Source organism: uncultured Shimia sp. (genome assembly GCF_947493595.1).
In the GTDB taxonomy this organism is placed as follows: Bacteria; Pseudomonadota; Alphaproteobacteria; order Rhodobacterales; family Rhodobacteraceae; genus Shimia.
Genome location: NZ_CANLRL010000014.1, coordinates 1 through 20,438, shown reverse-complemented (window position 1 = coordinate 20,438; position 20,438 = coordinate 1). Strand labels below are relative to the sequence as shown.

Here is a 20,438-nt window from a genome sequence, read left to right as displayed (position 1 = left end):
ATGAGTGTCTGTTCGCCCCAGTACGTTACGCGCAAGTTTCGAGATTTCAAAAGCCTGCGTTTGGAATGCCGTGACGTCGCGAAGGTTCACAGCTCTGTGACGGATCACCGCCCATCTGTGCAGTGGCGCACAGTTTTATTGCGAGGCTGCCAATGGTCGGGGCGCGACTGTCGCCCTATCTTGGAAGGCGAAAGGAGACATGCCATGTCGATCAGACCAGTCTTGGAGACACGCAAGGCCATTGCCGCAATGGAAGGCGCTGGCGTGCATTTGCATCGGGTGTTCGGGTTTCAGGACCCAAAGGAGCTTGATCCGTTTTTGATGATGGATCACTTCCGCAATGATGATCCCCGGATGTATGAGAAGGGCTTCCCCTGGCATCCCCATCGCGGGATCGAGACCATCACCTACGTCATTGATGGCGCGGTGGAGCATCAGGACAGCCTTGGTAACACCGGCAATCTGACGTCCGGCGATGTGCAGTGGATGACCGCAGGCAGCGGGATTTTGCACCAGGAAATGCCGACGGCCGACGCCAACGGGGTGAACCATGGCTTCCAATTGTGGGCCAACCTGCCGCGTGATTTGAAAATGACGGACCCGCGCTATCAGGACGTCGAGGCCAAGGAAATTCCGGAGATCATTGATGATGACGGCACCAAAGTGCGGATCGTCATTGGCAGTTTCTGGGGCAAAACCGGGCCGGTGGATGGCATTGCCGCCGATCCGATGTTTCTAGACGTGACCATGCCGGCAGGGGTGAAAAAGACCTTTCCCATCGACACGCGACGCCGTGCCTTTGCCTATGTGTTTGAGGGTGACGCGGCCTTTGCCGATGCCAGCCAGCCGACCGGTATCCTGCTTGAGAAAGAGGTGGCAGGCGAAGAGCTGAACATCCGCGACATGAGCGGGGATCGCACGCTTATTCGTTTTGGCAATGGCGATGAGGTCACGGTGCAAGCCGGGGAAGAAGGCGTGCGCTTTCTGCTGATTTCCGGGCAACCGATCCAGGAGCCGGTGGCCTGGCACGGGCCGATTGTGATGAACACGCAGCAAGAGCTGCAACAGGCCTTTGCTGAGTTGCGCAACGGCACGTTCATAAAACCGGCGCATTAAACACGCTGGCGGTGGGAGGGGCACCTTCGGCCGCCAGCCTTTGGCTTCCGCCAAAAAATCATCCCCACAAAGGCGTTTTGCGAACTAAGGTCATGCAAGGTGGAGGAAAACGGAGGGGGAAGCGATGGAGACGTCACCACGGGTGATGACCAGTTGGCAGCTGCTGTGCTTCAGCTTGTTGTCGGCGCCTTTGGCGATGGTGAACTTTGCCGTCGTCAGTTTCGTCCCGACATTCTATGCGGTTGATCTGGGCGTGGGACTGGCCACGGTGGGGGCGGTGTTCCTGTTTGGACGCGCCTTTGACGTCATGACCGATCCGCTGGTCGGGGCCTTGAGCGACCGCACCCAGAGCCGTTGGGGGCCGCGTGTGCCCTGGATGATGATGGGGTTTCCCGGCTTATTGCTTTTTGTCTGGCTGCTGCTGTCCCCGCCGAACGGGGTCGGCGCGCTCTACCTTTTTTCCGTCACCTCCGGCTATCTGCTGTTTCTGACCGTCTTTGACGTGCCCTACTCCAGCATTGGGTTGGAGATTTCCCCCAACGCGCACGAGCGTTCTGTGATCGCGGGCACAAAAGGCATGTTTCAGATTATCGGCGCTATGCTGGCCTCGGTGGCCTCTGCGGTGTTTGCCGGGCAGATGGGGATGTCGTTGCAGATGACAGCCGTGATCTTTGTTGCGCTGATGCCAATCGCTTTGGCGCTGTTTTGGTGGCAAACGCCACGCCAAACCCGCCCCCCGGCACAGGCGCGGCCCAACCTCTGGAGGACCTGGTTGGACTGCATGAAAAATCGCGCGTTTCGCGGATTGATGCTGGCGTTTTTTGCGGTACAGGCCGCCAATGCCATGACCGTGGGCCTGTTTGTGCTGTTTGCCACCCATGTGCTGCAGGCGCCGGATCTGGTGGGGCCGATGTTTCTGGCGCTGCTGCTGGCAACCGCCCTGTTTGTGCCGGTCTGGGTGATCCTGTCCAAGAAGATTGGCAAGCGGCAGAGCTGGATCACCGCGATCGTGCTGTGCTGTCCGGTGGTGTTGGCAGCCTATTTGGTAGGCGCAGGCGATACGGTGCTGGTCTTGATGATCAGCTTTGGGCTGGGGGCCTGTATGACCTGTGACGGCGTGATGCCGACCTCTTTGCTGGCCGACATTGTGGCGGTGGAAGAACAGCGGCAGGGGCATTCGCAGGCGGCGAGTTATCTGGCGCTCAAGAACGTGGCCTCAAAAATGGCGTTTGTCGCGCTGATGGGCGTGGCGTTTCCGGTGTTGGGCTGGGCCGGATTTGACCGCGACGCCGGCAGCGCGCCGGAGACCATGGGCGTCCTGCTGCTGTTCTTTGCCGCCGTGCCATGCGGGTTACGGCTTCTGGTGGCAGGATTTTTGTGGCGCGGCACAGCGCGGGACCATGCCGAGGTGGCGATCTAAACGCCCACTGCCTTGCGCACCATGTCCCAGTAAATCTGCTCGACCTCAGCGAGAGACAGACGTCCTCCTTCGCGGAACCAGGTGTTCACCCCGGTGAGCATGGCAATCACCGCCATGGTAGCAATCTTGGGATCGCTGACCTCGAAGTCACCACTGTCGATGCCCGCGCGCAGGATGGCTTCCAACCCGTCCTCATAGGACCGGCGGAGTTCCTCGATTTTAGCGAAGTTTTCCGGCGTCAGGTTGCGCAGTTCCATATAGGCGATGAAGACTTCATCGGGCCGTTCAGAGTGAAACCGCAGGTGCAGACGAGTGAAGTTTTCCAGCGCTTCAGTCGGAGTGCCCCCGTCTGGCAACTCTCCGCGTGCGGCCAGAAGCTCGGTCATATGGGTCTGCATCAAATCAAACAGCAGGCTCTGCTTGTCCGGCGTGTAGTTATAGAGCGCTCCGGCCTGTACCCCCACTTCCCGTGCGATCTGTCGCATGGAGACGGCGGCGTAGCCGTGCTGAGCAAAGAGTTTGAGCGCCGCATCGCGGACGCGCGGGCCGGTGATGCCGGAATGAGAGCCTTGGGTTCGTGCCATGGCCTACAATTATCTGAACACGCGTTCGTTTAAAAGCCCGCATGGAATGATTGCCGTCGTACGATCACGGCTTGTGTGGCCCCACAGCCATAGGTCATAAAGCGGGGAAGCCAAAACGGACCCTGAGATGTTGCCTGTTCGCCCCTTTGCTTTTGCCCTATTGCCATTGTGGGCGCTGACGGCCTGTGGGGAAACCCCGGGCATGGACGCCACCAGCGATCCGGCATTGGAAGCAGCCCCCTACCCCGACATCCTGCCGCAAAATGCGCTGCCCAAAGCGCCAAAAGGCCGCTTGACAGAAAACAGCGAGGCCGAGCTGGAAGCCCGCGGCGCGCGGCTTCAAAACCGCGCCAAGAATCTTTAGCGCTTGCCGATCACGCCGCGCGTTGCACAGCACCCAAAGAGCGGCTAAACGGCAAAGTGACAAAATCAACTCTCCTGCATAGAGGTAGCCCATCATGACCACTTCCCAGCCTACTCCGCTTCGCCTTGGGATTGCCGGCTTGGGCACCGTGGGCGTGGGTGTTGTGAAAATCATCCGCCAGAAAGCCAACGTACTGGCCGCCCGCACAGGCCGCCCGATCGAGATCAGTGCAGTGAGCGCCCGCTCCAAGGATAAAGACCGCGGCGTGTCGCTGGCGGGTTATGCCTGGGAAGACGATCCGGTTGCGTTGGCAAAACGCGACGATGTGGACGTGTTTGTGGAGCTGATGGGCGGCGAAGACGGCGCGGCCAAAGACGCCATTGAAGCCGCGTTGGCATTGGGCAAAGACGTAGTCACCGCCAACAAGGCACTGCTGGCGCATCACGGTCAGGCACTGGCAGAAACCGCCGAAGCCAAAGGCGCCGTGATCCGGTTTGAAGCGGCTGTGGCCGGTGGTATTCCGGTGATCAAAGCGCTGACCGAGGGGCTGGCCGGCAATGACATCACCCGCGTCATGGGCGTGATGAACGGCACCTGCAACTACATCCTGACCCGGATGCAGGATGCGGGCCTGCCCTATGATGAAGTTTTTGCCGAAGCCGATGCGCTGGGCTATCTCGAAGCGGATCCAAATCTCGACGTGGGTGGCATCGACGCCGGTCACAAGCTGTCCCTGCTGTCCTCCATCGCCTTTGGCACCAAAGTGGATTTTGACGGCGTGGAGCTGGAAGGCATTCAGCGCATTTCCATTGAGGATATCAACCAAGCGGCGGAACTGGGCTTCAAGATCAAGCTATTGGGTGTGACCCAGATGACTGGCCGCGGACTGGAACAGCGCATGTCGCCCTGCTTGGTGCCTGCAGACAGCCCATTGGGCCAGCTTCAGGGCGGCACCAATATGGTGGTGATTGAAGGCGACGCTGTGGAGCAGGTTGTGCTGCGTGGCCCCGGTGCGGGCGAAGGCCCAACAGCCAGTGCCGTTATGGGAGACGTCTGTGACATCGCGCGTGGCTTCCGCCTATCGACCTTTGGTGTTCCGGCAGAGATGCTGACCACAGCCAAATCGGCACAGTCCAACTCGCCGGCGCCTTATTACCTGCGCCTTGCACTTGAGGACCGTCCAGGTGCCATGGCCAAGATTGCCACTGCGCTGGGAGACAACGGCATCAGCATCGACCGCATGCGCCAGACCCGCCACGACGATGCTCATGCGCCGGTGTTGATCGTGACCCATAAAACCCAGCGCGCCGACCTTGACGCAGCTGTGGTTGCGATGCGGGAAACCGGTGTGATGGCAGCTGACCCCGTGGCGTTACGCATCGAAGCGGTGTGATCGCCAAAGCGCGCAATACCGTCAAATATAGTAAATTTTGAATTATTACCAAACCACGCTACACTCTAACGAGTGGCAGTGGGTTGACGATTCTTGCTTCGGTGCGCCCTAGAGATCGACATGTTTTTAACAGTTTGATCTGCCACGGAAAATTGCACGATTTGGTCGTAACGTTTGCGATCCGCTTAGCTTTTGTCAAAAAGTCCTTTTGGGGGGAGAACGCCATGCCAAGGTTTAACTCGTGGCTAGATTGGTTCAACAAACCGATCGTGATCGGCACGCAGAAAGATGATGTCCTCACGCTGAAAGACAACAACCTGCCAGGAAAAATCATTGGTCTCTCTGGCAATGACAGTCTGTTTGGAGGCAACCGAGACGACTATCTCTTTGGTGGCCGAGGCAACGACGACATTTCTGGCGGCCGTGGCAACGACAAAATTTTTGGTGGATCCGGAAATGACACCATGTCCGGCGGTGAAGGATATGACCAAATCTTCGGGGGGGGTGGCGCAGACACCGCAGCCTATGCTGGCTCTGTCTTCGGCTATTCCTGGGAACACGGCTGGTTTAGCAAGTTCTATGTAAAAGACATCGATGGCTCGGATGGAGACACCGCCATAGACACGCTGCTTGGCGTCGAGTTTCTTCAGTTTGACGACTACACATTCGACATTCGCGGCGACAATGGCGCGTTGGTTTTAGGCGACGATGCCGCCACAAATGAAGACACCCCCATTGTGATCTCCTTCGACGCCTATGATTTTGATGGCGGCACCGTCACCGTATCAAGTGTTTCAGCGTCATCCGGCGACTTGACATTGATTGGTAGCAGCCCTCTGTCCCAAGGCATGGGTATTGGCGCCAGTTACAGCTACAGTTTTGATCCCACCACCGCATTTAACTACCTCGCGGTGGGTGAATACGACACCGCAACCATCACCATTGTGATAGACGACGGCCAAGGCAATCTCACAACCCAAACACTTGACGTCACCGTGGCAGGCACCAATGACGCCCCCACAATCACCGGCGTCACCAATGACATTGGCGATCTTTATGAAGACACCGTGACCGCGGCGAATGGGGTTGTGTCCGCTTCAGACCCGGACCTCAGCGATGTCCTTACTTTCACGGGTGCTGCAGGCGCTTACGGTACTTTTGCGATTGATCCAAACTCCGGCGCGTGGACCTATGCCCTAAACAATGCCTCAATCGCGGTGCAGGAACTGGGCGTTGGCGAAAGCCTGTCAGAGACCATTTCCGTGGACGTCAGCGACGGCAATGGCGGCACCGATTCCGTCAACATCTCACTCACGATTTACGGCACAAACGACGCCCCTGTTGTCAGCGATGTCACCTACGACAATGACACCGTGTCTGAGGACGGCGCTGTGCAAAACGCGTCAGGAGCGGTTGTGGCCAGCGATGCCGATAAAAACGACACGCTAACCTATAACGTAGTTGGCAGCAGCACTGGCACCTATGGCACCTTGGCGCTTGATCCCAACGACGGCACATGGAGCTATGTTCTGGACAACACTTCAGCGGCGGTTCAAGCCTTGGCGGAAGGGCAAACCGAGACCGAAACCTTTGACGTTCTTGTCAGCGACGGCAAGGGAGGTTTTGACACAGCAACCATTTCCATAGACGTCAACGGCGCCAATGATGCGCCCGTTATCACCGGAACGGTCTATGACGTTGGTGAGGTGACCGAAGATGACGTGCTCACTGCTTCGGGCAGCATCACTGTCACGGAATTGGATACCAACGACACGTTGAGTTATGTGGCTCTGGGCAGCGACACCAGCGGCTTTGGCACTTTGACAGTCAACCCGGACGGAACTTGGAGCTACGCGCTCAACAATGACAGTGAGTTGGTGCAAAACCTCAATGGAGGTGACACGCGGGTGGACACCTTCCTCGTCGCTGTAACCGATCCCAGCGGTGCGCGTGACACCACCAGCATTTCGATCACAATCAATGGCGCCGACGACGTCGACCCAGACACCGGAGATGGCGGCAGCGACGGGGGAGATCCCGAGCCGCCAGCGCCTTCGACGCTGGATTTCGAGGGCCAGCTGCATGCGACTTCCTTTGAAGGTACCGCCGGCGGGGTACAATGGTCGTCAGGTTGGGCCACCTTCGACTCGACCGTGTTTGGAGAGCTCAGTCCAGATCGTGGGGGCGGTCAGCTGGACACAGGTGTCGCCAACGGCGCGACCAGCGGCACCATGGTGGTGGCCGGCGGTTCCGGCGTCACCTTGGACGGCGACTTTGTCGACACCTTTGATTTTGAAAGCGCACAGATCACTTCGGCCTTGAGGGAAGGCATGACGCTGACTGTCGAAGCCTTTGATCAGTCGTTCCAGAACGTCGAAACCAGCCCGGGCGTGTTTGAATTCATCGAGGTTTTCACCAGCCTCGGGTCGGAAAGCTTTGTTCTGTCCACCACCGGACCAATGTTTGTCGCGTTTGACGACATCATTTTTGACGCGGTGGATCGTGTGGTCTTCACCACCAGTGGCGGCGCCCCGCTGCCAATTCCACTGTTGGGCGACCAATTTGTCATGGATGATGTGACCATCTTCGTTTGATCTCTGTTTTGACCCAAAACCCCGGCGACCTCAGGTTGCGCCGGGGTTAGGCCTGCGCTATTGCGGACTTAAACGTGTTCAAAAGGATTTATTTCATGTCGCTGAAGCCGGAATTTCACGATCGCATGTTGTCCCTTGGCCTCGCCCGCGTTGCGGAACAGGCTGCCATTGCGTCCGCTGCCTTGATTGGCAACGGAGACGAAAAAGCCGCTGACCAAGCTGCGGTAAATGCGATGCGGGAACAGCTCAACCTTTTGGACATCGCAGGCGTGGTGGTCATTGGGGAAGGTGAACGCGACGAAGCGCCAATGCTCTATATCGGTGAGGAAGTCGGCAACGGCAACGGCCCAGGCGTGGACATTGCGCTGGACCCTCTGGAAGGCACCACGCTGACCGCCAAAGACATGCCAAACGCGCTGACCGTGATTGCCATGGGCCCACGCGGCTCCATGTTGCACGCGCCAGACACCTACATGGACAAACTGGCCATTGGTCCAGGATACCCGGAAAACGTGGTGTCGTTGGAAATGAGCCCCAAAGAGCGCGTTGAGGCATTGGCCAAAGCCAAAGGCTGTGACACCTCTGACATCACCCTGTGTATTCTTGAGCGCCCGCGCCACGAAGAGATGATTGCCGAAGTGCGCGCCACCGGCGCCTCGATCCGCCTGATCACCGATGGGGACGTTGCTGGTGTGATGCACTGTGCCGAAGCGGAAGAGACCGGCATCGACATGTATATGGGCCGTGGCGGCGCCCCTGAAGGTGTTCTGGCAGCGGCAGCATTGAAATGCATGGGGGGCCAAATGTGGGGCCGTCTGGTGTTCCGCAATGACGACGAACGCGCCCGTGCCGCAAAAACCGGCATCACCGATCTGGATCGGATCTACTCCCGTGACGAGATGGTGACGCAGGACGTGATTTTTGCCGCAACCGGCGTGACCGGCGGCTCGCTCTTGCCCGCGATCAAACGCACCCCGGGCTGGATCGAAACCGAGACGCTTTTGATGCGCTCCAAGTCCGGTTCCGTACGCCGCATGACCTACCGTGCGCCAGTGGATCAAACCTCTTGATCACCGCAGACATTCTTGTTTGATTTGGGCCAACGTGCCCCGATGGCCCGCCTTTTGGCGGGCTTTTTCATAAGACGAAGGCTCTGACATGACTGACTTCCTTGGTGTTTCCGAAAGCCTGACCGGACGGCGCTGGGTGGGGCCGGATGTGGAAACCACCCGTGCGGCGGAGCAACTGGCGCAGGACACCGCTTTGCCCCCTGCGCTCTGTGCGGTGCTGGCACGGCGTGGTGTGAGTGCTGGCGAAGCGAACAGCTTTCTGGAGCCAAAGCTGGTAGATCTGTTGCCAGATCCGCGTAGCATCAAAGACATGGAGACCGCCGCAGGGCGATTTTTGCAGGCGGTCAAGGCGCGCCAACGCATCGCGGTCTTTGCCGACTATGACGTGGATGGCGGCACCTCCGCTGCCCTTCTGATCACCTGGTTGCGCCAGATGAACCTGCAAGCCACGCTCTATGTCCCGGACCGGATTGATGAAGGCTACGGCCCCAATGAGACGGCCATGGCGGAACTGGCCAAAGCCCATGACCTGATCGTCTGTGTTGATTGCGGCACTTTAAGCCACGGGCCTATTGCGGCGGCCGAAGGCGCGGATGTGGTGGTGCTGGACCACCACTTAGGCGGGGAGACCCTGCCCAATTGTGTGGCGGTGGTGAATCCCAACCGGCAGGACGAAAGTGGCGATCTCGCGCATCTCTGCGCCGCCTCTGTGGTGTTTTTGATGCTGGTGGAAGCCAACCGGCAAATGCGTGAAGCGGATGGCACACGTGGGCCAGACCTGATGTCCATGCTGGATCTGGTGGCGCTAGGCACCGTGGCCGATGTGGCGCCCCTGATTGGCGTCAACCGCGCATTGGTGCGCCAAGGCCTCAAAGTAATGGCACGCCGGGAGCGCCCCGGTGTGGTTGCCTTGTCTGATGTGAGCCGCATGGATTCTGCCCCCAACAGCTATCATCTCGGTTTCCTTCTGGGACCACGGGTCAATGCTGGCGGGCGAATTGGCCAGGCCGATCTGGGCGCGCGCCTTCTGTCCACTGACAGCCCTCAGGAAGCCCAGGCCATGGCGGCACGCTTGGACGAACTCAACACTGAGCGGCGCGACATTGAGGCGTCCGTGCGCGCCGCAGCAATAGCGCAGGCCGAAGAACGCGGCTTGGACGCGCCTCTGGTCTGGGCGGCGGGAGAAGGCTGGCACCCCGGCGTGGTTGGCATTGTCGCCTCCCGCTTAAAAGAAGCGACCAACCGACCGGCTGTGGTGATTGGCCTTGAGGATGGCGAGGGTAAGGGCTCGGGCCGCTCTATTTCCGGTGTTGATCTGGGCGCAAGCATTCAGAAACTTGCCGCGGAGGGCCTGTTGATCAAAGGCGGCGGACACAAAATGGCCGCCGGCCTCAGCGTCGCGCGAGATCAGCTGGAACCTGCCATGGAACGCCTGTCTGAATTGCTGGCCAAACAAGGCGCGGGTGACGCCGGCCCCGCAGACCTCAAACTCGACAGCCTGCTGATGCCCACCGGCGCAACGGTGGACCTGATCAATGACATCGACAAAGCGGGGCCGTTTGGGGCCGGCGCTGCGGCACCACGGTTTGCCTTTCCGGATGTGGAAATCCGTTTCACAAAACGGGTCGGCGACAGCCATCTAAAACTGACCTTTGGCGACGGCTTTGGCGCGCGCATCGATGCCATTGCGTTTGGGGCTTACGACACGCCACTAGGCCCCGCGCTCGAATCGCACGGCGGCGCGCGTTTCCACTTGGCTGGGCGGTTGGAAATCAACACCTGGGGCGGTCGCCAATCGGTGCAGCTGCGCCTTGAAGACGCCGCGCGGACCTGAGCCGAACTTCATTTGACCCTAAATATCCTGGGGGAATCGCAGCCCCGCTGCGATGGGGGCAACGCCCCCGCCGCGGTGCCAAAAATTTTCCGGAAGTCGCGCAAATTTCCACTTGCGCCCACCCCGTGGTTTCACTAGATACGCCTCACGCTTCAGCGCGTCCCGTTCGTCTATCGGTTAGGACGCCAGGTTTTCAACCTGGAAAGAGGGGTTCGATTCCCCTACGGGATGCCAGAAGCGGGGTACGGGGTTTCTGACCTCTGACGCGCCCAAAAGAGCGTCCCGTTCGTCTATCGGTTAGGACGCCAGGTTTTCAACCTGGAAAGAGGGGTTCGATTCCCCTACGGGATGCCACTTTTACCATCAATCACATTGAAGTTCTTCCAACAGCACGCCTGTGATGTGGCGTGACGTTTGGCACGCCTTCACGAATCCGCTGCAAAAGAAAGGCGCGCCCATCCAAAGGGATGCGCGCGCCAGAACCTCAGACCTGAGGGCATCAGCCCCAGTCGCGGCAGACGTATTTGATCTCGGTGAACTCTTCCATGCCCATGCGCGCGCCCTCACGCCCCAGACCGGATTGCTTGGTGCCACCAAAGGGAATCGGAGCCCCGGTCACCTTGGTGCGGTTCACCGCCACCATCCCGTATTGCAACGCCCGGCTCAGACGGTAAATGCGACGCGGGTCCTGGCTGTGCACATAGGCCACCAACCCATATTCGGTCTCATTGGCGCGGGCGACAACCTCTTCTTCGCTGTCAAACGGGGTAATCGGGGCCACGGGACCAAAGGTCTCTTCCGCCATGATCTGTGCCTCTGCCGGCACATCGGTCAGCACGGTGGGTTCAAAGAACAGCGTGCCCAGCGCATGACGATTGCCGCCACAGGCCAGCGTTGCGCCTTTGGCAAGTGCATCCGCCACATGCTCTTCCTGCTTTTGCACCGCTTTTTCATTCATGAGCGGGCCAATGTCGGGATCGTCCATGCCCACACCAACGCTCAACGCCTTGGTGGCGGCAACAAACTTTTCACAGAAGGACGGGTAGATGTCGCGCTCCACAAAAATGCGGTTGGCGCCAAGGCAGTCCTGACCGGAGGTGGCAAATTTGGCTTTGATGGTTTCTTCAACCGCCACGTCCAGATCCGCGCCTTTGAAGACGATCACCGGCGCGTGGCCACCCAGTTCCATGACAAGCCGTTTTACCGTGCTGGCGGATTGGCGATAGAGCAGTTTGCCAACCTCGGTGGAGCCGGTGAAGGACAGCGCGCGCACGCGGGTGTCGCGGGTCCAGGGCTCGACCACAGTGGGGGCAATGCCGGTGACCACGTTGAACACGCCCGCCGGAATACCGGCACGCTCGGCGAGTTCCGCCAGCGCCAGGGCGCTATACGGGGTTTCGCCGGAGGGATGCGCCACCACTGTGCAGCCAGCCGCCAACGCGGCGGCGGCTTTGCGGGTCAGCATGGCAGAGGGGAAGTTCCAGGGGGTGATCAGCGCGGCGACCCCCACCGGTTCGCGCCACAGCTCCACCTCAGCATCCGGCAGGTGACTGGTAACCCCCTCGATGTTGGGACGTTTGGCCTCTTCCGAGTAGAACTCGACAAACGCCGCGCCATAGTCGATCTCGCCGCGGGCTTCGGAGATCGGTTTGCCCTGTTCCAGCACCATGATACGGGCAAGATCTTCTTTGTGCTCCAGTTGCAGCTCAAACCACCGGCGCAAAATGGCCGCGCGCTCTTGTGGCAAGAGGTCCGCCCAAGCGGGAAAAGCCGCCTGGGCCGCATCCACCGCAGCTGAGGATTCCTCGGCGGACATCGCCGCCACGCCCCCCAAATGTGTGCCGTCTGCCGGATTGGTCACGGCAAAACTGTCGCCGTCTTTGGCGGCCTGCCATTTGCCGTTGATGTAGGAAAAGGACCGCACAAGGGCCTTGTTGGTGATGTCTGCACGAGCGGAAAGCGCGGTTTGCGTCATGGGGGGTGTCTCCTCTAGTTGAGGAGAAAATGCCGTAAGCAGACAGAGGATTTGTCCGAAGTTCTAGCCGATTACAGAAGATTTAGCTGTCCTCAGAAGCGCCCAGCAGAATATCAAACGGCGGCGCGCCGTGCTCTTTCACCGGCTTGGTCACAATGTAGGTAAAATAGCGTGACAGGCCGATGCGGGCATCGAGCATTTCGTCGATCAAGCGCTGATAGGCATCAATATCGCTGGTGACAATTTGCAGCAGATAGTCAAATCCGCCCCCAAGCGCCCAGCAGGCAACCACTTCGTCATAACGCTGCATCGCGGCTTCAAAAGCCCGAAAGCTGGCCGCAGTGTGATCGGCGATTTCAGCAGAGACAAACACGGTGACGCTGGGGGCAAGTTTTTTTAGGTTGATGCGCGCACCGTAGCCTTCGATCAGCCCGGCCTTTTCCAACTTTTTCAACCGGTCCCAGCAAGGGGTTGGAGAGAGGCCAATTTTATCTGCCAAAGCCGCTTTGGTGATGCGGCCTTCACGCGTCAACACAGACAGGATTTGAATATCGCGATCGTCCAGTTTCATGGCTACGCCCACGCCTCAAACATGGCGGAGAACACATCCGGGCGCAGGCCCATGTCATATGATCGCGAGGTCAAAGTCATAGCCAGACAGCGTTATCAGGCCACAATTGCCATCGGCAAGCCCAATCATGTCGCGCGTCAACACTGCGGGCAAAAATCCCAAAAAATCTGACTTTTGCAAAGCTGCGCTTAACCACTGACTCTTCATTAACCAATTCGAACTACGGTTTTCCTGTGTCGTTATCACCGCTCCTGTCTCAATCGATTCTCTCTTCTAGGCGCGGTTCGTAAGGGAATGGGATCAATGACAAAAACACATTTGTCAGTCTGGGTGCTACCACGCAGTCCATCGCAAGACGTGCGCCCTCCAGCGCGTCGGGCGAATCGTACCGGTGCCTTCATAGTCGCAGCCTGCGGCGATGAGGATTTTGCTGTGAAGCCAAAAGCTTCGGGCAACAAAAACCGCCGGATTTGGCCGCATACCGCGCCAATCCGTCCCCGTTTTCTGGCACGCTAACAACAGTCACTCACAGCTCCGGCGGGACATCCACTGCCGGCGCACTGGGCTTGATGTCCAGCAAAGGTGTCCCGTCGAAACAATCTATGGCGTCGATGCCGATAATCCCCGCTTCCAAATCAAGGGACGTGATGCGCACCGCCGCCAATGAAATTGGGTTCACCCGGTTGGGGGAGCGCAGTGCAAAAGTACCACTTGCCGTGTCACGATGACGGGGTCGTTGCGTGATCAGATCGCGCCGCGCCCGATGCATCCAATAAAACAGCAAAATCCCCTGCCCCACGTCCAGACCGGTTAGGCCTTTTGCAAAACCCGGCTCCAAGATGACGCGGGCACCCTGCCCTGTTTCCCGCGCGCGGGTCACATTTTTGGGACAATCACCACGTCGCCACGGGGTTTCAATCTTTCCGATAAACCGCAGCTGCGCATCTATGCGTTCCATTGGATCGAAAGTCAGGCGGTCTTCGCCATCGCGTTGTTCTGGGATAGCGGTTGTTGTGCGCACTGTCATGACGGGGTCCCTTGGATATCACGGACACTCTGCCAGCAGCCCCACAGTGATACCAGCATCTGCTTGGTCGCACCCTCAAATGAAAAACGCCGCTCCTTAGAGCGGCGTCTTCTGATTATACAATCTCGTCTTCGAGACCTTCGGTGGAGAGACCCTCAAGCTTGGGCATCAAGCTCAAAAGTTCCCGCGTGTAGGCCTCTTTGGGCGCAGCAAACAGTGTTTCGGTGTCCGCCACCTCCACCATTTGCCCCTGACGCATCACGCCAACACGGTCACACATCTGGCGCACCACCGGCAGGTCGTGGCTGATGAACAGCATGGTCAGCCCCAGATGTTCCTGAAGATCCTTGAGGATGTTCAAAATCTGCGCCTGAATGGACACGTCGAGCGCCGAGGTAGGCTCATCACAAATCAGGAAGCGCGGCTGTGTGGCCAAAGCCCGCGCAATCGAGATCCGCTGACGCTGACCGCCGGAGAACTCATGCGGGTACTTGCGCCCGGCTTCAGAGCCCAGCCCCACACGTTCCAGAAGCTCATCCACGCGGTGCTGAATGGCGGCGCCTTCCAGCAGCTTATGGTGCTTCACCGGTTCCGCGATGATCTCATCCACACGCATACGCGGGTTGAGGCTGGAGAACGGGTCCTGGAAGATCATCTGGATCTGGCGGCGATAGCTCTCCAGATCCTTGGCAGTTTTCAGTTGCGTGATCTCTTCATCATCAAAGAAGATCTTACCACCGTTGGTCTGATAGAGCGTCGCAATCATGCGCGCGACGGTCGACTTGCCAGACCCACTTTCCCCAACGATGCCAAAGACTTCACCTTCGCGAATGTCAAAACTGACCTTATCCGCCGCGGTGAAATATTTGCGCCGCGAGGGAATGATCGCATTGCGGGCCAAAAAGGTCTTGGTCAGTCCTTCAACCTTCAGCAACGTGCCGGACTTGGTGGGTTCCGGACGTTCCCAATTACGGGCCAGATCGTCGATGTGGAACGCAATCTGACGGCCGCCATAAGACAGCTGCGGGAAACGGTGCACTTTCAGAGTTGGACGTGGCACAGCGGCAATGAGCGACTTGGTATACTCATGTTCCGGCGCGCCAAGCACCTGTTCTGTTGTGCCACTTTCCACCACTTGCCCCTGATACATCACGGTCACCTTATCGGTGGTGTCCGCGATCACACCCATGTCGTGGGTGATCAGGATCACGCCAGTCTGACGCTCCCGCGCCAGTTCCTTGATCAACTCAAGGATCTGCGCCTGGATCGACACGTCAAGCGCGGTGGTCGGCTCATCCGCAATGATCACATCCGGTTCGGAACACAACGCAAGCGCAATCACCACCCGCTGGCGCATACCGCCAGAGAACTGGTGTGGGTATTGATCAATCCGCTCAGAGGGGTTGGGAATGCCAACCCTATCCAAAAGCTCGATCGCGCGCTTTTTGCTGTCTGCCTCAGAAAGCTTGAGGTGGAATTGGATGGTTTCCACCAACTGCTGGCCAACGGTCAGAAGCGGGTTAAGCGAGGTCAGCGGGTCTTGGAAGATCATAGAGATCTTCGCGCCCCGCAGCGCCCGCATGCCATCCGCATCGCGCCCGTTGATGTGCTCGCCTTTAAAGCTCACGGAGCCTTCGGCGATATGGCCGGGGCGTTCCAGCAAGCCCATCACGGCGGCGCCGATGGTGGATTTACCCGCGCCGGATTCCCCCACAAGACCGTGGATTTCCCCTGGCTCCACTGCGAGATTGGCTTTGTTGACCGCCACAAAAAGCTTGCGGCGGGTTGGGAAATGGACCGAGAGGCCCTCGATATCTAGGACTGTATCGCTCATCACTGCAACCTCGGGTTCAATGCATCGCGCAGCCAGTCACCCAACAGGTTCACAGACAGCGCAAGGGCCAAAAGCGTGACGGATGGGAACAGGATGATCCACCATTCGCCAGAGAACAGGTAGCCCTGACCAATACGGATCAAGGTGCCCAGTGAGGGTTGGGTGGGTGGCGCGCCCACACCGAGGAACGACAGCGTTGCCTCTGCGATGATCGCCAGCGCCAAAGAGATGGTCGCGATGACCAACACCGGCGAGAGCACGTTTGGCAGGATATGACGCAGCATGATGATGCCGCGGCCACGGCCAATCATACGTGCGGCCTGCACGTACTCTTTGTCTTTCTCCACCAAGGTTGCACCTCGCACCACGCGGGCAAATTGCACCCAGTCAGACAGACCAATCGCCACGATCAGCACCCAAATAGCCATCTGATCGTGGTGCTGAATTGGGATGACGCCTTTGGCAATCCCGAAAATCAACATCGCCACCAGAATGGCTGGGAAGGTCAGCTGTACATCCGCCGCCCGCATGATGATGGTTTCCACCCAGCCACCTACGTAGCCGGCCACGAGGCCCAATGTGATGCCCAGCACCATGGCGAAGCTCACAGCGGCAAAGCCGACAAACAGTGACACACGCATGCCGTAGAGGATGGTGGAGAACACGTCGCGACCTTGGTCATCTGTGCCCAGCCAAAAGACATCACCGGTGAAGTCATTGGGCGCCATCGGCGCGGTGAAACCGTTCATCAGATCCAGTGAGCTTGGGTCAAACGGATTGTGAGGCGCGATCAGCGGCGCAAAGACGGAGCTGAGCACCAAAAGCATCACCACAAGGAACGACACAATCGCCACCGGAGACCGGCGGAAGTTGTAGACAAAATCGCTGTCCAAAGCCTTCGCTAGGCGCGACTGCGGAGCGGTTGAAGTTTGGTCAGACATCAGTGCGCCCCCTTCCCATCCGTGCGCAGGCGCGGATCAATTGCGAAATACAGCAGGTCGACAATCAGGTTGATGCCAACAAACATCACCGAGATCAGCATCAGGTAGGCGGCCATCACCGGGATGTCGACAAACTGGATGGCGTTGATGAACAGCAGGCCAACACCGGGCCACTGGAACACGGTCTCCGTGATGATCGCAAAAGCGATGATCGAGCCAAGCTGCAAGCCAGTTACGGTAATCACCGGCACCAGCGTGTTCTTCAAGGCGTGGCGGAAGTTCACTGTGCGCTCTTTCAGACCACGGGCGCGGGCAAAGCGGACATAGTCCTGCCGCAACACTTCGAGCATCTCAGAGCGGACAAGCCGCATAATCAGGGTCATCTGATAGAGCCCCAGTGTGATAGACGGCAGGATCAAGGCTTTAAGCCCTGATGAGGTCAACAGCCCCGTGCTCCACCACCCAATATGGGTGACCTCCCCGCGTCCAAAGGAGGGGAGCCATCCCAGCTCCACAGAGAATAGGTAGATCAATAAGATACCTATGAGGAAGGTAGGCAGGGACACCCCTATGAGGGAGACTGACATGATCATATTGGCCAGAAAGCCATCCTTGCGAATGGCGGTGAACACCCCAAGCCCGATGCCAATACTGATCGCCAGGAAGCCACTGACAGCCGCCAATTCCAGCGTTGCAGGCGCGCGTTCCACAAGGATTTCCGCCACCGGGCGGCCTTGGCGGAAGCTTACGCCAAAATCGCCCTGCACGGCGTTTTCAAGAAACTTGTAGTATTGCACGGGAAAGGGCTGATCCAGCCCGAGGTCCGCCCGTAGGCGGGCGATGTCAGCATCGGTGCGTTCCTGACCAAGCATGTTGTCGATCGGATCCCCGACAAACCGAAACATGCTGAAGGCCACAAGGCCTACGACCAGAAGAACCAACGCGGACTGTAGTACTCTTTTCAAGACATACGTCAGCATCACTGCGTCCCTTTATTTTTTATTGGCGCGAGCCTTGCGCTCTCAAAGGGCGCAGGTCAAGTGCAGCGCACAAGGCAGCGAACATTGCCCGCTGCCTCATTTTTAGGCAGTATTATTGCACGTTCACCCACCGGAGGATAAAGAAATTATCCGGGCGCTGTGTCAAAGTGACGTTGTCCCGTGTTCCCCAAACCAGAGGTTGTACGTACATCGGCACATAGGCTGTTTCCGCCTGCAGAATCGCGGCGGATTCGTCGAGCATCATCTGGCGTTTGCCGTCGTCGATCTCCGATTGGATCATCGGCAACATCTCGTCGATCTTGGCGTTGGAGTAACCGCCAAAGTTCCAGCTGCCGAGTTTCTTCTCGGAGTTTGGTGTATGCGCCAGGAAGCGGATTGGGTGCTCTGCGTCAAAGGTGCCCGGGGACCAGCCCAGCAGATACATGTCGAAGTTATCCGCACGCAGCTCTGGCCAGTAGTTCGACACCGGCATCGCGTCCAGCTGGGCATCAATCCCTACTTTTGCAAGCATCGCGGTCACAGCCTGGCACACCGCTTCATCGTTCAGGTAGCGGTTGTTTGGGCACTTTAGGCCAAAAGAAAAACCGTCAGCATAGCCAGCTTCAGCCAGCAGCGCTTTGGCGCCGTCCACGTCATAGGCTGGACGGTCCATATTGGCCGCGGAATAACCGCGCATCGCCGGGCTGACCATCTGGCTCGCTGGTTCGGCATTGCCACGCATGATAGTTTTCAAGATCGCGTCCACGTTCACCGCTTTGGACACAGCCTCACGCACACGCGCGTCCTTGAATGGGTTTGGCTTGCCGGCATCCGCGCCGTATTTCAGCACGTCAGATTCTTGGGCAAAACCCAGCATAATCACGCGAGCCTCAATGCCCTGAATGACCTGTATGCCCTCTTGACCTTGCAGACGCGCGGCATCCTGAATCGGCACCGGATTGATCATGTCCACTTCGCCCGACAGCAATGCTGCCACGGCGGTTGCCGGGTTCTGGATCGGGGTAAACTCTGCTGTTGTGATGTTGTGCGTGGCGTCGTCCCACCAGCCGTCAAATGGCTTGAGCTGTGTACGCAGGCCCGGCTCACGTTCCGTCACCATAAACGCACCCGTGCCGTTGGCATTCAGCGTGGCGTAGTTGCCGTTTTCTTTGTCCGGCAGCGCGGCGTTGTTGGCCTCGGCCCAGCCCTTGTCCACGATCATCCAGTTGGCAATGCTGTCGGGGAAAATTGGGTTTGGAGCTTTGGTCAGAATGTCGATGGTCTTGCTGTCGACCATTTTGACCTCGGACACCGGCGAAAACCAGCTGCGTGTATCAGACACTTCGTTGGACGCGCGGTCGTAAGAAAACAGCACATCCTCGGCATCAAAGCTGCTGCCATCGTGGAAGGTCACGCCTTCACGCAGATGGAAGCGCCAGCCCTCCCCGTTGCCAATGGGTTCCCAGCTTGTCGCCAGAGCAGGCTCGATGGACATGTCTTTGCCCCGACGCACAAGGCCTTCATAGACGTTGTTTAGGAACCCCAGAACCGGCGCAGAGTTCACCGCATGTGGATCCATGGTTTGTGGATCGGTTGTGCCCGCCCATTTGAAATCTTCGGCTGCGACAGGTGCAGCACAAACAGCGGCCAAGACGGCCGCGCTTAACATGTGTCTCATGACTATTCCCCTGTTCTTCAATCCGCGACGATGGCGCGGGTGCATAGAACAGTGTCACTCCATGCGGGTCGCAAAAGCAAGATCAGCACACTTTTTTGTGAACAAGTTAAGCCATTTCTTTGAAACGATTTTCTCCACCGGTTTGCACATCAGACCAAACTGACAAAGTTTTGTTGGGCTGTCAGTGCACCATGTGCAACCATGAAGACACCGATTGTTTTGAGGTGATGACATGATTGAAGTGATTGAAGCAGGTGGGCCGGGATTTCTCGAGGTCCATATGACCGCCCCCATAACCGAAAGCGACTACACCGACGTACTGACGCCCGCGATCGACCACGCCATTGAGCAGTCAGAGAACATCCGTCTCTTGGTGAAATTGGACGGCGGCCCTGGCGATTTTACAGCCGGAGCGATGTGGCAGGACAGCCGCATGGGGTTCAAACATTGGCGTGGTTTTGACCGCTGTGCCATTGCCACGGACGATGCCACCATGAAACGGCTGATTTCGGTATTTGGCGTGCTGATGCCCTGCCCGGTGGCGCTTTTTGGCCTGTCAGAGGCCGAGGACGCCCGTCGATGGTTGCGCGAAAGCCTGGGATCTATCCAGATCGACGCGGTGGATGACAGCACCGTCTGCGTGCGCCTGATGGGCAAACTCGACAGCGAGATCTACGAAGGCAAATCCGAAGACCTCGACAATCTTCTGGCGGGCAAAAGTCAGTTTGGCTTGGTGATTGACCTGCGGGAATTTGACGGCTGGCAAGGATTGGGGGCTTTGCGGGATCATTTTGCCCTCGCGAGCGCGCATGTGAATCAATTGACGCGTGCGGCCATCGTGGGTGATGCCGGCTGGCAAAACATGGCGTCCAAAGTGGGCAAACACGCCTTCGGTGTGAATGCACAGCATTTTGGCGCAGATGACTTTGACAAGGCCGTGGCCTGGGTGCAGGCGGGCGCATAAATCCCTCGCATGCTCCAAGCAAAAAGGCCGCCCAATGGGCGGCCTTTTCGTAGTCTGTCGTCTGAATTACGCTAGGCGTAATTACTCAACGAT

General features: G+C 58.3%; 16 protein-coding genes and 2 tRNA genes. 10 read left to right on the top strand and 8 right to left on the bottom strand.

Going from position 1 to position 20,438, the window contains the following annotated elements; translation table 11 throughout:
* Positions 1–204: 204 nt before the first annotated feature.
* Both Q0955_RS20440 and Q0955_RS20435 read left to right on the top strand, forming a co-directional pair.
* On the top strand, positions 205–1,116 hold the full coding sequence (locus Q0955_RS20440; protein WP_299428628.1) for a pirin family protein: 912 nt from the start codon (positions 205–207) through the stop codon (positions 1,114–1,116).
* A gap of 124 nt (positions 1,117–1,240) precedes the next feature.
* Positions 1,241–2,536 (top strand): MFS transporter, encoded by a 1,296-nt coding sequence (locus Q0955_RS20435; protein WP_299428625.1) that lies wholly within the window; start codon positions 1,241–1,243, stop codon positions 2,534–2,536.
* Here Q0955_RS20435 and Q0955_RS20430 read toward each other — a convergent pair.
* Positions 2,533–3,120, bottom strand: coding sequence for a TetR/AcrR family transcriptional regulator (locus Q0955_RS20430; protein ID WP_299428622.1), 588 nt, complete (start codon positions 3,118–3,120; stop codon positions 2,533–2,535). The genes Q0955_RS20435 and Q0955_RS20430 overlap by 4 nt on opposite strands.
* Before the next feature lie 127 nt (positions 3,121–3,247).
* On the opposite strand from Q0955_RS20430, the gene Q0955_RS20425 reads away from it, so the two are divergent.
* The 7 genes from Q0955_RS20425 (at position 3,248) to Q0955_RS20395 (ending at position 10,729) form a co-directional block, all read left to right on the top strand.
* A complete protein-coding gene (locus Q0955_RS20425) occupies positions 3,248–3,484 on the top strand; it encodes a hypothetical protein (RefSeq protein ID WP_299428619.1) in 237 nt (78 codons plus the stop codon).
* 94 nt (positions 3,485–3,578) lie between these two features.
* Positions 3,579–4,877 (top strand): homoserine dehydrogenase, encoded by a 1,299-nt coding sequence (locus Q0955_RS20420; RefSeq protein ID WP_299428616.1) that lies wholly within the window; start codon positions 3,579–3,581, stop codon positions 4,875–4,877.
* Between the two features lie 224 nt (positions 4,878–5,101).
* Positions 5,102–7,471, top strand: coding sequence for a VCBS domain-containing protein (locus Q0955_RS20415; protein ID WP_299428613.1), 2,370 nt, complete (start codon positions 5,102–5,104; stop codon positions 7,469–7,471).
* A 95-nt stretch (positions 7,472–7,566) separates the two neighbouring features.
* Complete coding sequence (gene glpX / locus Q0955_RS20410; protein WP_299428610.1) at positions 7,567–8,541, top strand: class II fructose-bisphosphatase; 975 nt, start codon at positions 7,567–7,569, stop codon at positions 8,539–8,541.
* An 88-nt stretch (positions 8,542–8,629) separates the two neighbouring features.
* The gene (gene recJ, locus Q0955_RS20405) at positions 8,630–10,375 is read left to right on the top strand and encodes a single-stranded-DNA-specific exonuclease RecJ (RefSeq protein ID WP_299428607.1); all 1,746 of its coding nucleotides are present in this window, start codon (positions 8,630–8,632) and stop codon (positions 10,373–10,375) included.
* A 159-nt stretch (positions 10,376–10,534) separates the two neighbouring features.
* Positions 10,535–10,609: transfer RNA gene (locus Q0955_RS20400), tRNA-Glu, on the top strand.
* Between the two features lie 45 nt (positions 10,610–10,654).
* Positions 10,655–10,729 (top strand) — tRNA-Glu (locus Q0955_RS20395).
* A 145-nt stretch (positions 10,730–10,874) separates the two neighbouring features.
* On the opposite strand, the gene Q0955_RS20390 is transcribed toward Q0955_RS20395, so the two are convergent.
* From Q0955_RS20390 to Q0955_RS20360, 7 genes are all read right to left on the bottom strand, one after another.
* On the bottom strand, positions 10,875–12,350 hold the full coding sequence (locus Q0955_RS20390; RefSeq protein WP_299428604.1) for an NAD-dependent succinate-semialdehyde dehydrogenase: 1,476 nt from the start codon (positions 12,348–12,350) through the stop codon (positions 10,875–10,877).
* A gap of 82 nt (positions 12,351–12,432) precedes the next feature.
* Positions 12,433–12,921: an Lrp/AsnC family transcriptional regulator gene (locus Q0955_RS20385; protein WP_299428601.1), complete on the bottom strand. Its 489-nt coding sequence runs from the start codon at positions 12,919–12,921 to the stop codon at positions 12,433–12,435.
* A 526-nt stretch (positions 12,922–13,447) separates the two neighbouring features.
* Positions 13,448–13,948 carry a TrmO family methyltransferase gene (locus Q0955_RS20380; protein ID WP_299428598.1) on the bottom strand — a complete coding sequence of 167 codons (501 nt, stop codon included), beginning with the start codon at positions 13,946–13,948 and terminating at the stop codon, positions 13,448–13,450.
* Positions 13,949–14,063: 115 nt separating this feature from the next.
* Positions 14,064–15,782, bottom strand: a complete 1,719-nt coding sequence (locus tag Q0955_RS20375) for an ABC transporter ATP-binding protein (protein WP_299428595.1) — start codon at positions 15,780–15,782, stop codon at positions 14,064–14,066.
* Positions 15,782–16,723, bottom strand: coding sequence for an ABC transporter permease (locus Q0955_RS20370; RefSeq protein ID WP_299428593.1), 942 nt, complete (start codon positions 16,721–16,723; stop codon positions 15,782–15,784). Before Q0955_RS20370 ends, Q0955_RS20375 begins: the two co-directional genes overlap by 1 nt.
* Positions 16,723–17,703: an ABC transporter permease gene (locus Q0955_RS20365; protein ID WP_299428590.1), complete on the bottom strand. Its 981-nt coding sequence runs from the start codon at positions 17,701–17,703 to the stop codon at positions 16,723–16,725. Before Q0955_RS20365 ends, Q0955_RS20370 begins: the two co-directional genes overlap by 1 nt.
* Before the next feature lie 112 nt (positions 17,704–17,815).
* Complete coding sequence (locus Q0955_RS20360) at positions 17,816–19,372, bottom strand: ABC transporter substrate-binding protein (protein ID WP_299428699.1); 1,557 nt, start codon at positions 19,370–19,372, stop codon at positions 17,816–17,818.
* 241 nt (positions 19,373–19,613) lie between these two features.
* Here Q0955_RS20360 and Q0955_RS20355 point away from each other — a divergent pair, with 241 nt between their 5' ends.
* Positions 19,614–20,345 (top strand): STAS/SEC14 domain-containing protein, encoded by a 732-nt coding sequence (locus tag Q0955_RS20355; RefSeq protein ID WP_299428587.1) that lies wholly within the window; start codon positions 19,614–19,616, stop codon positions 20,343–20,345.
* Positions 20,346–20,438 lie beyond the last annotated feature (93 nt).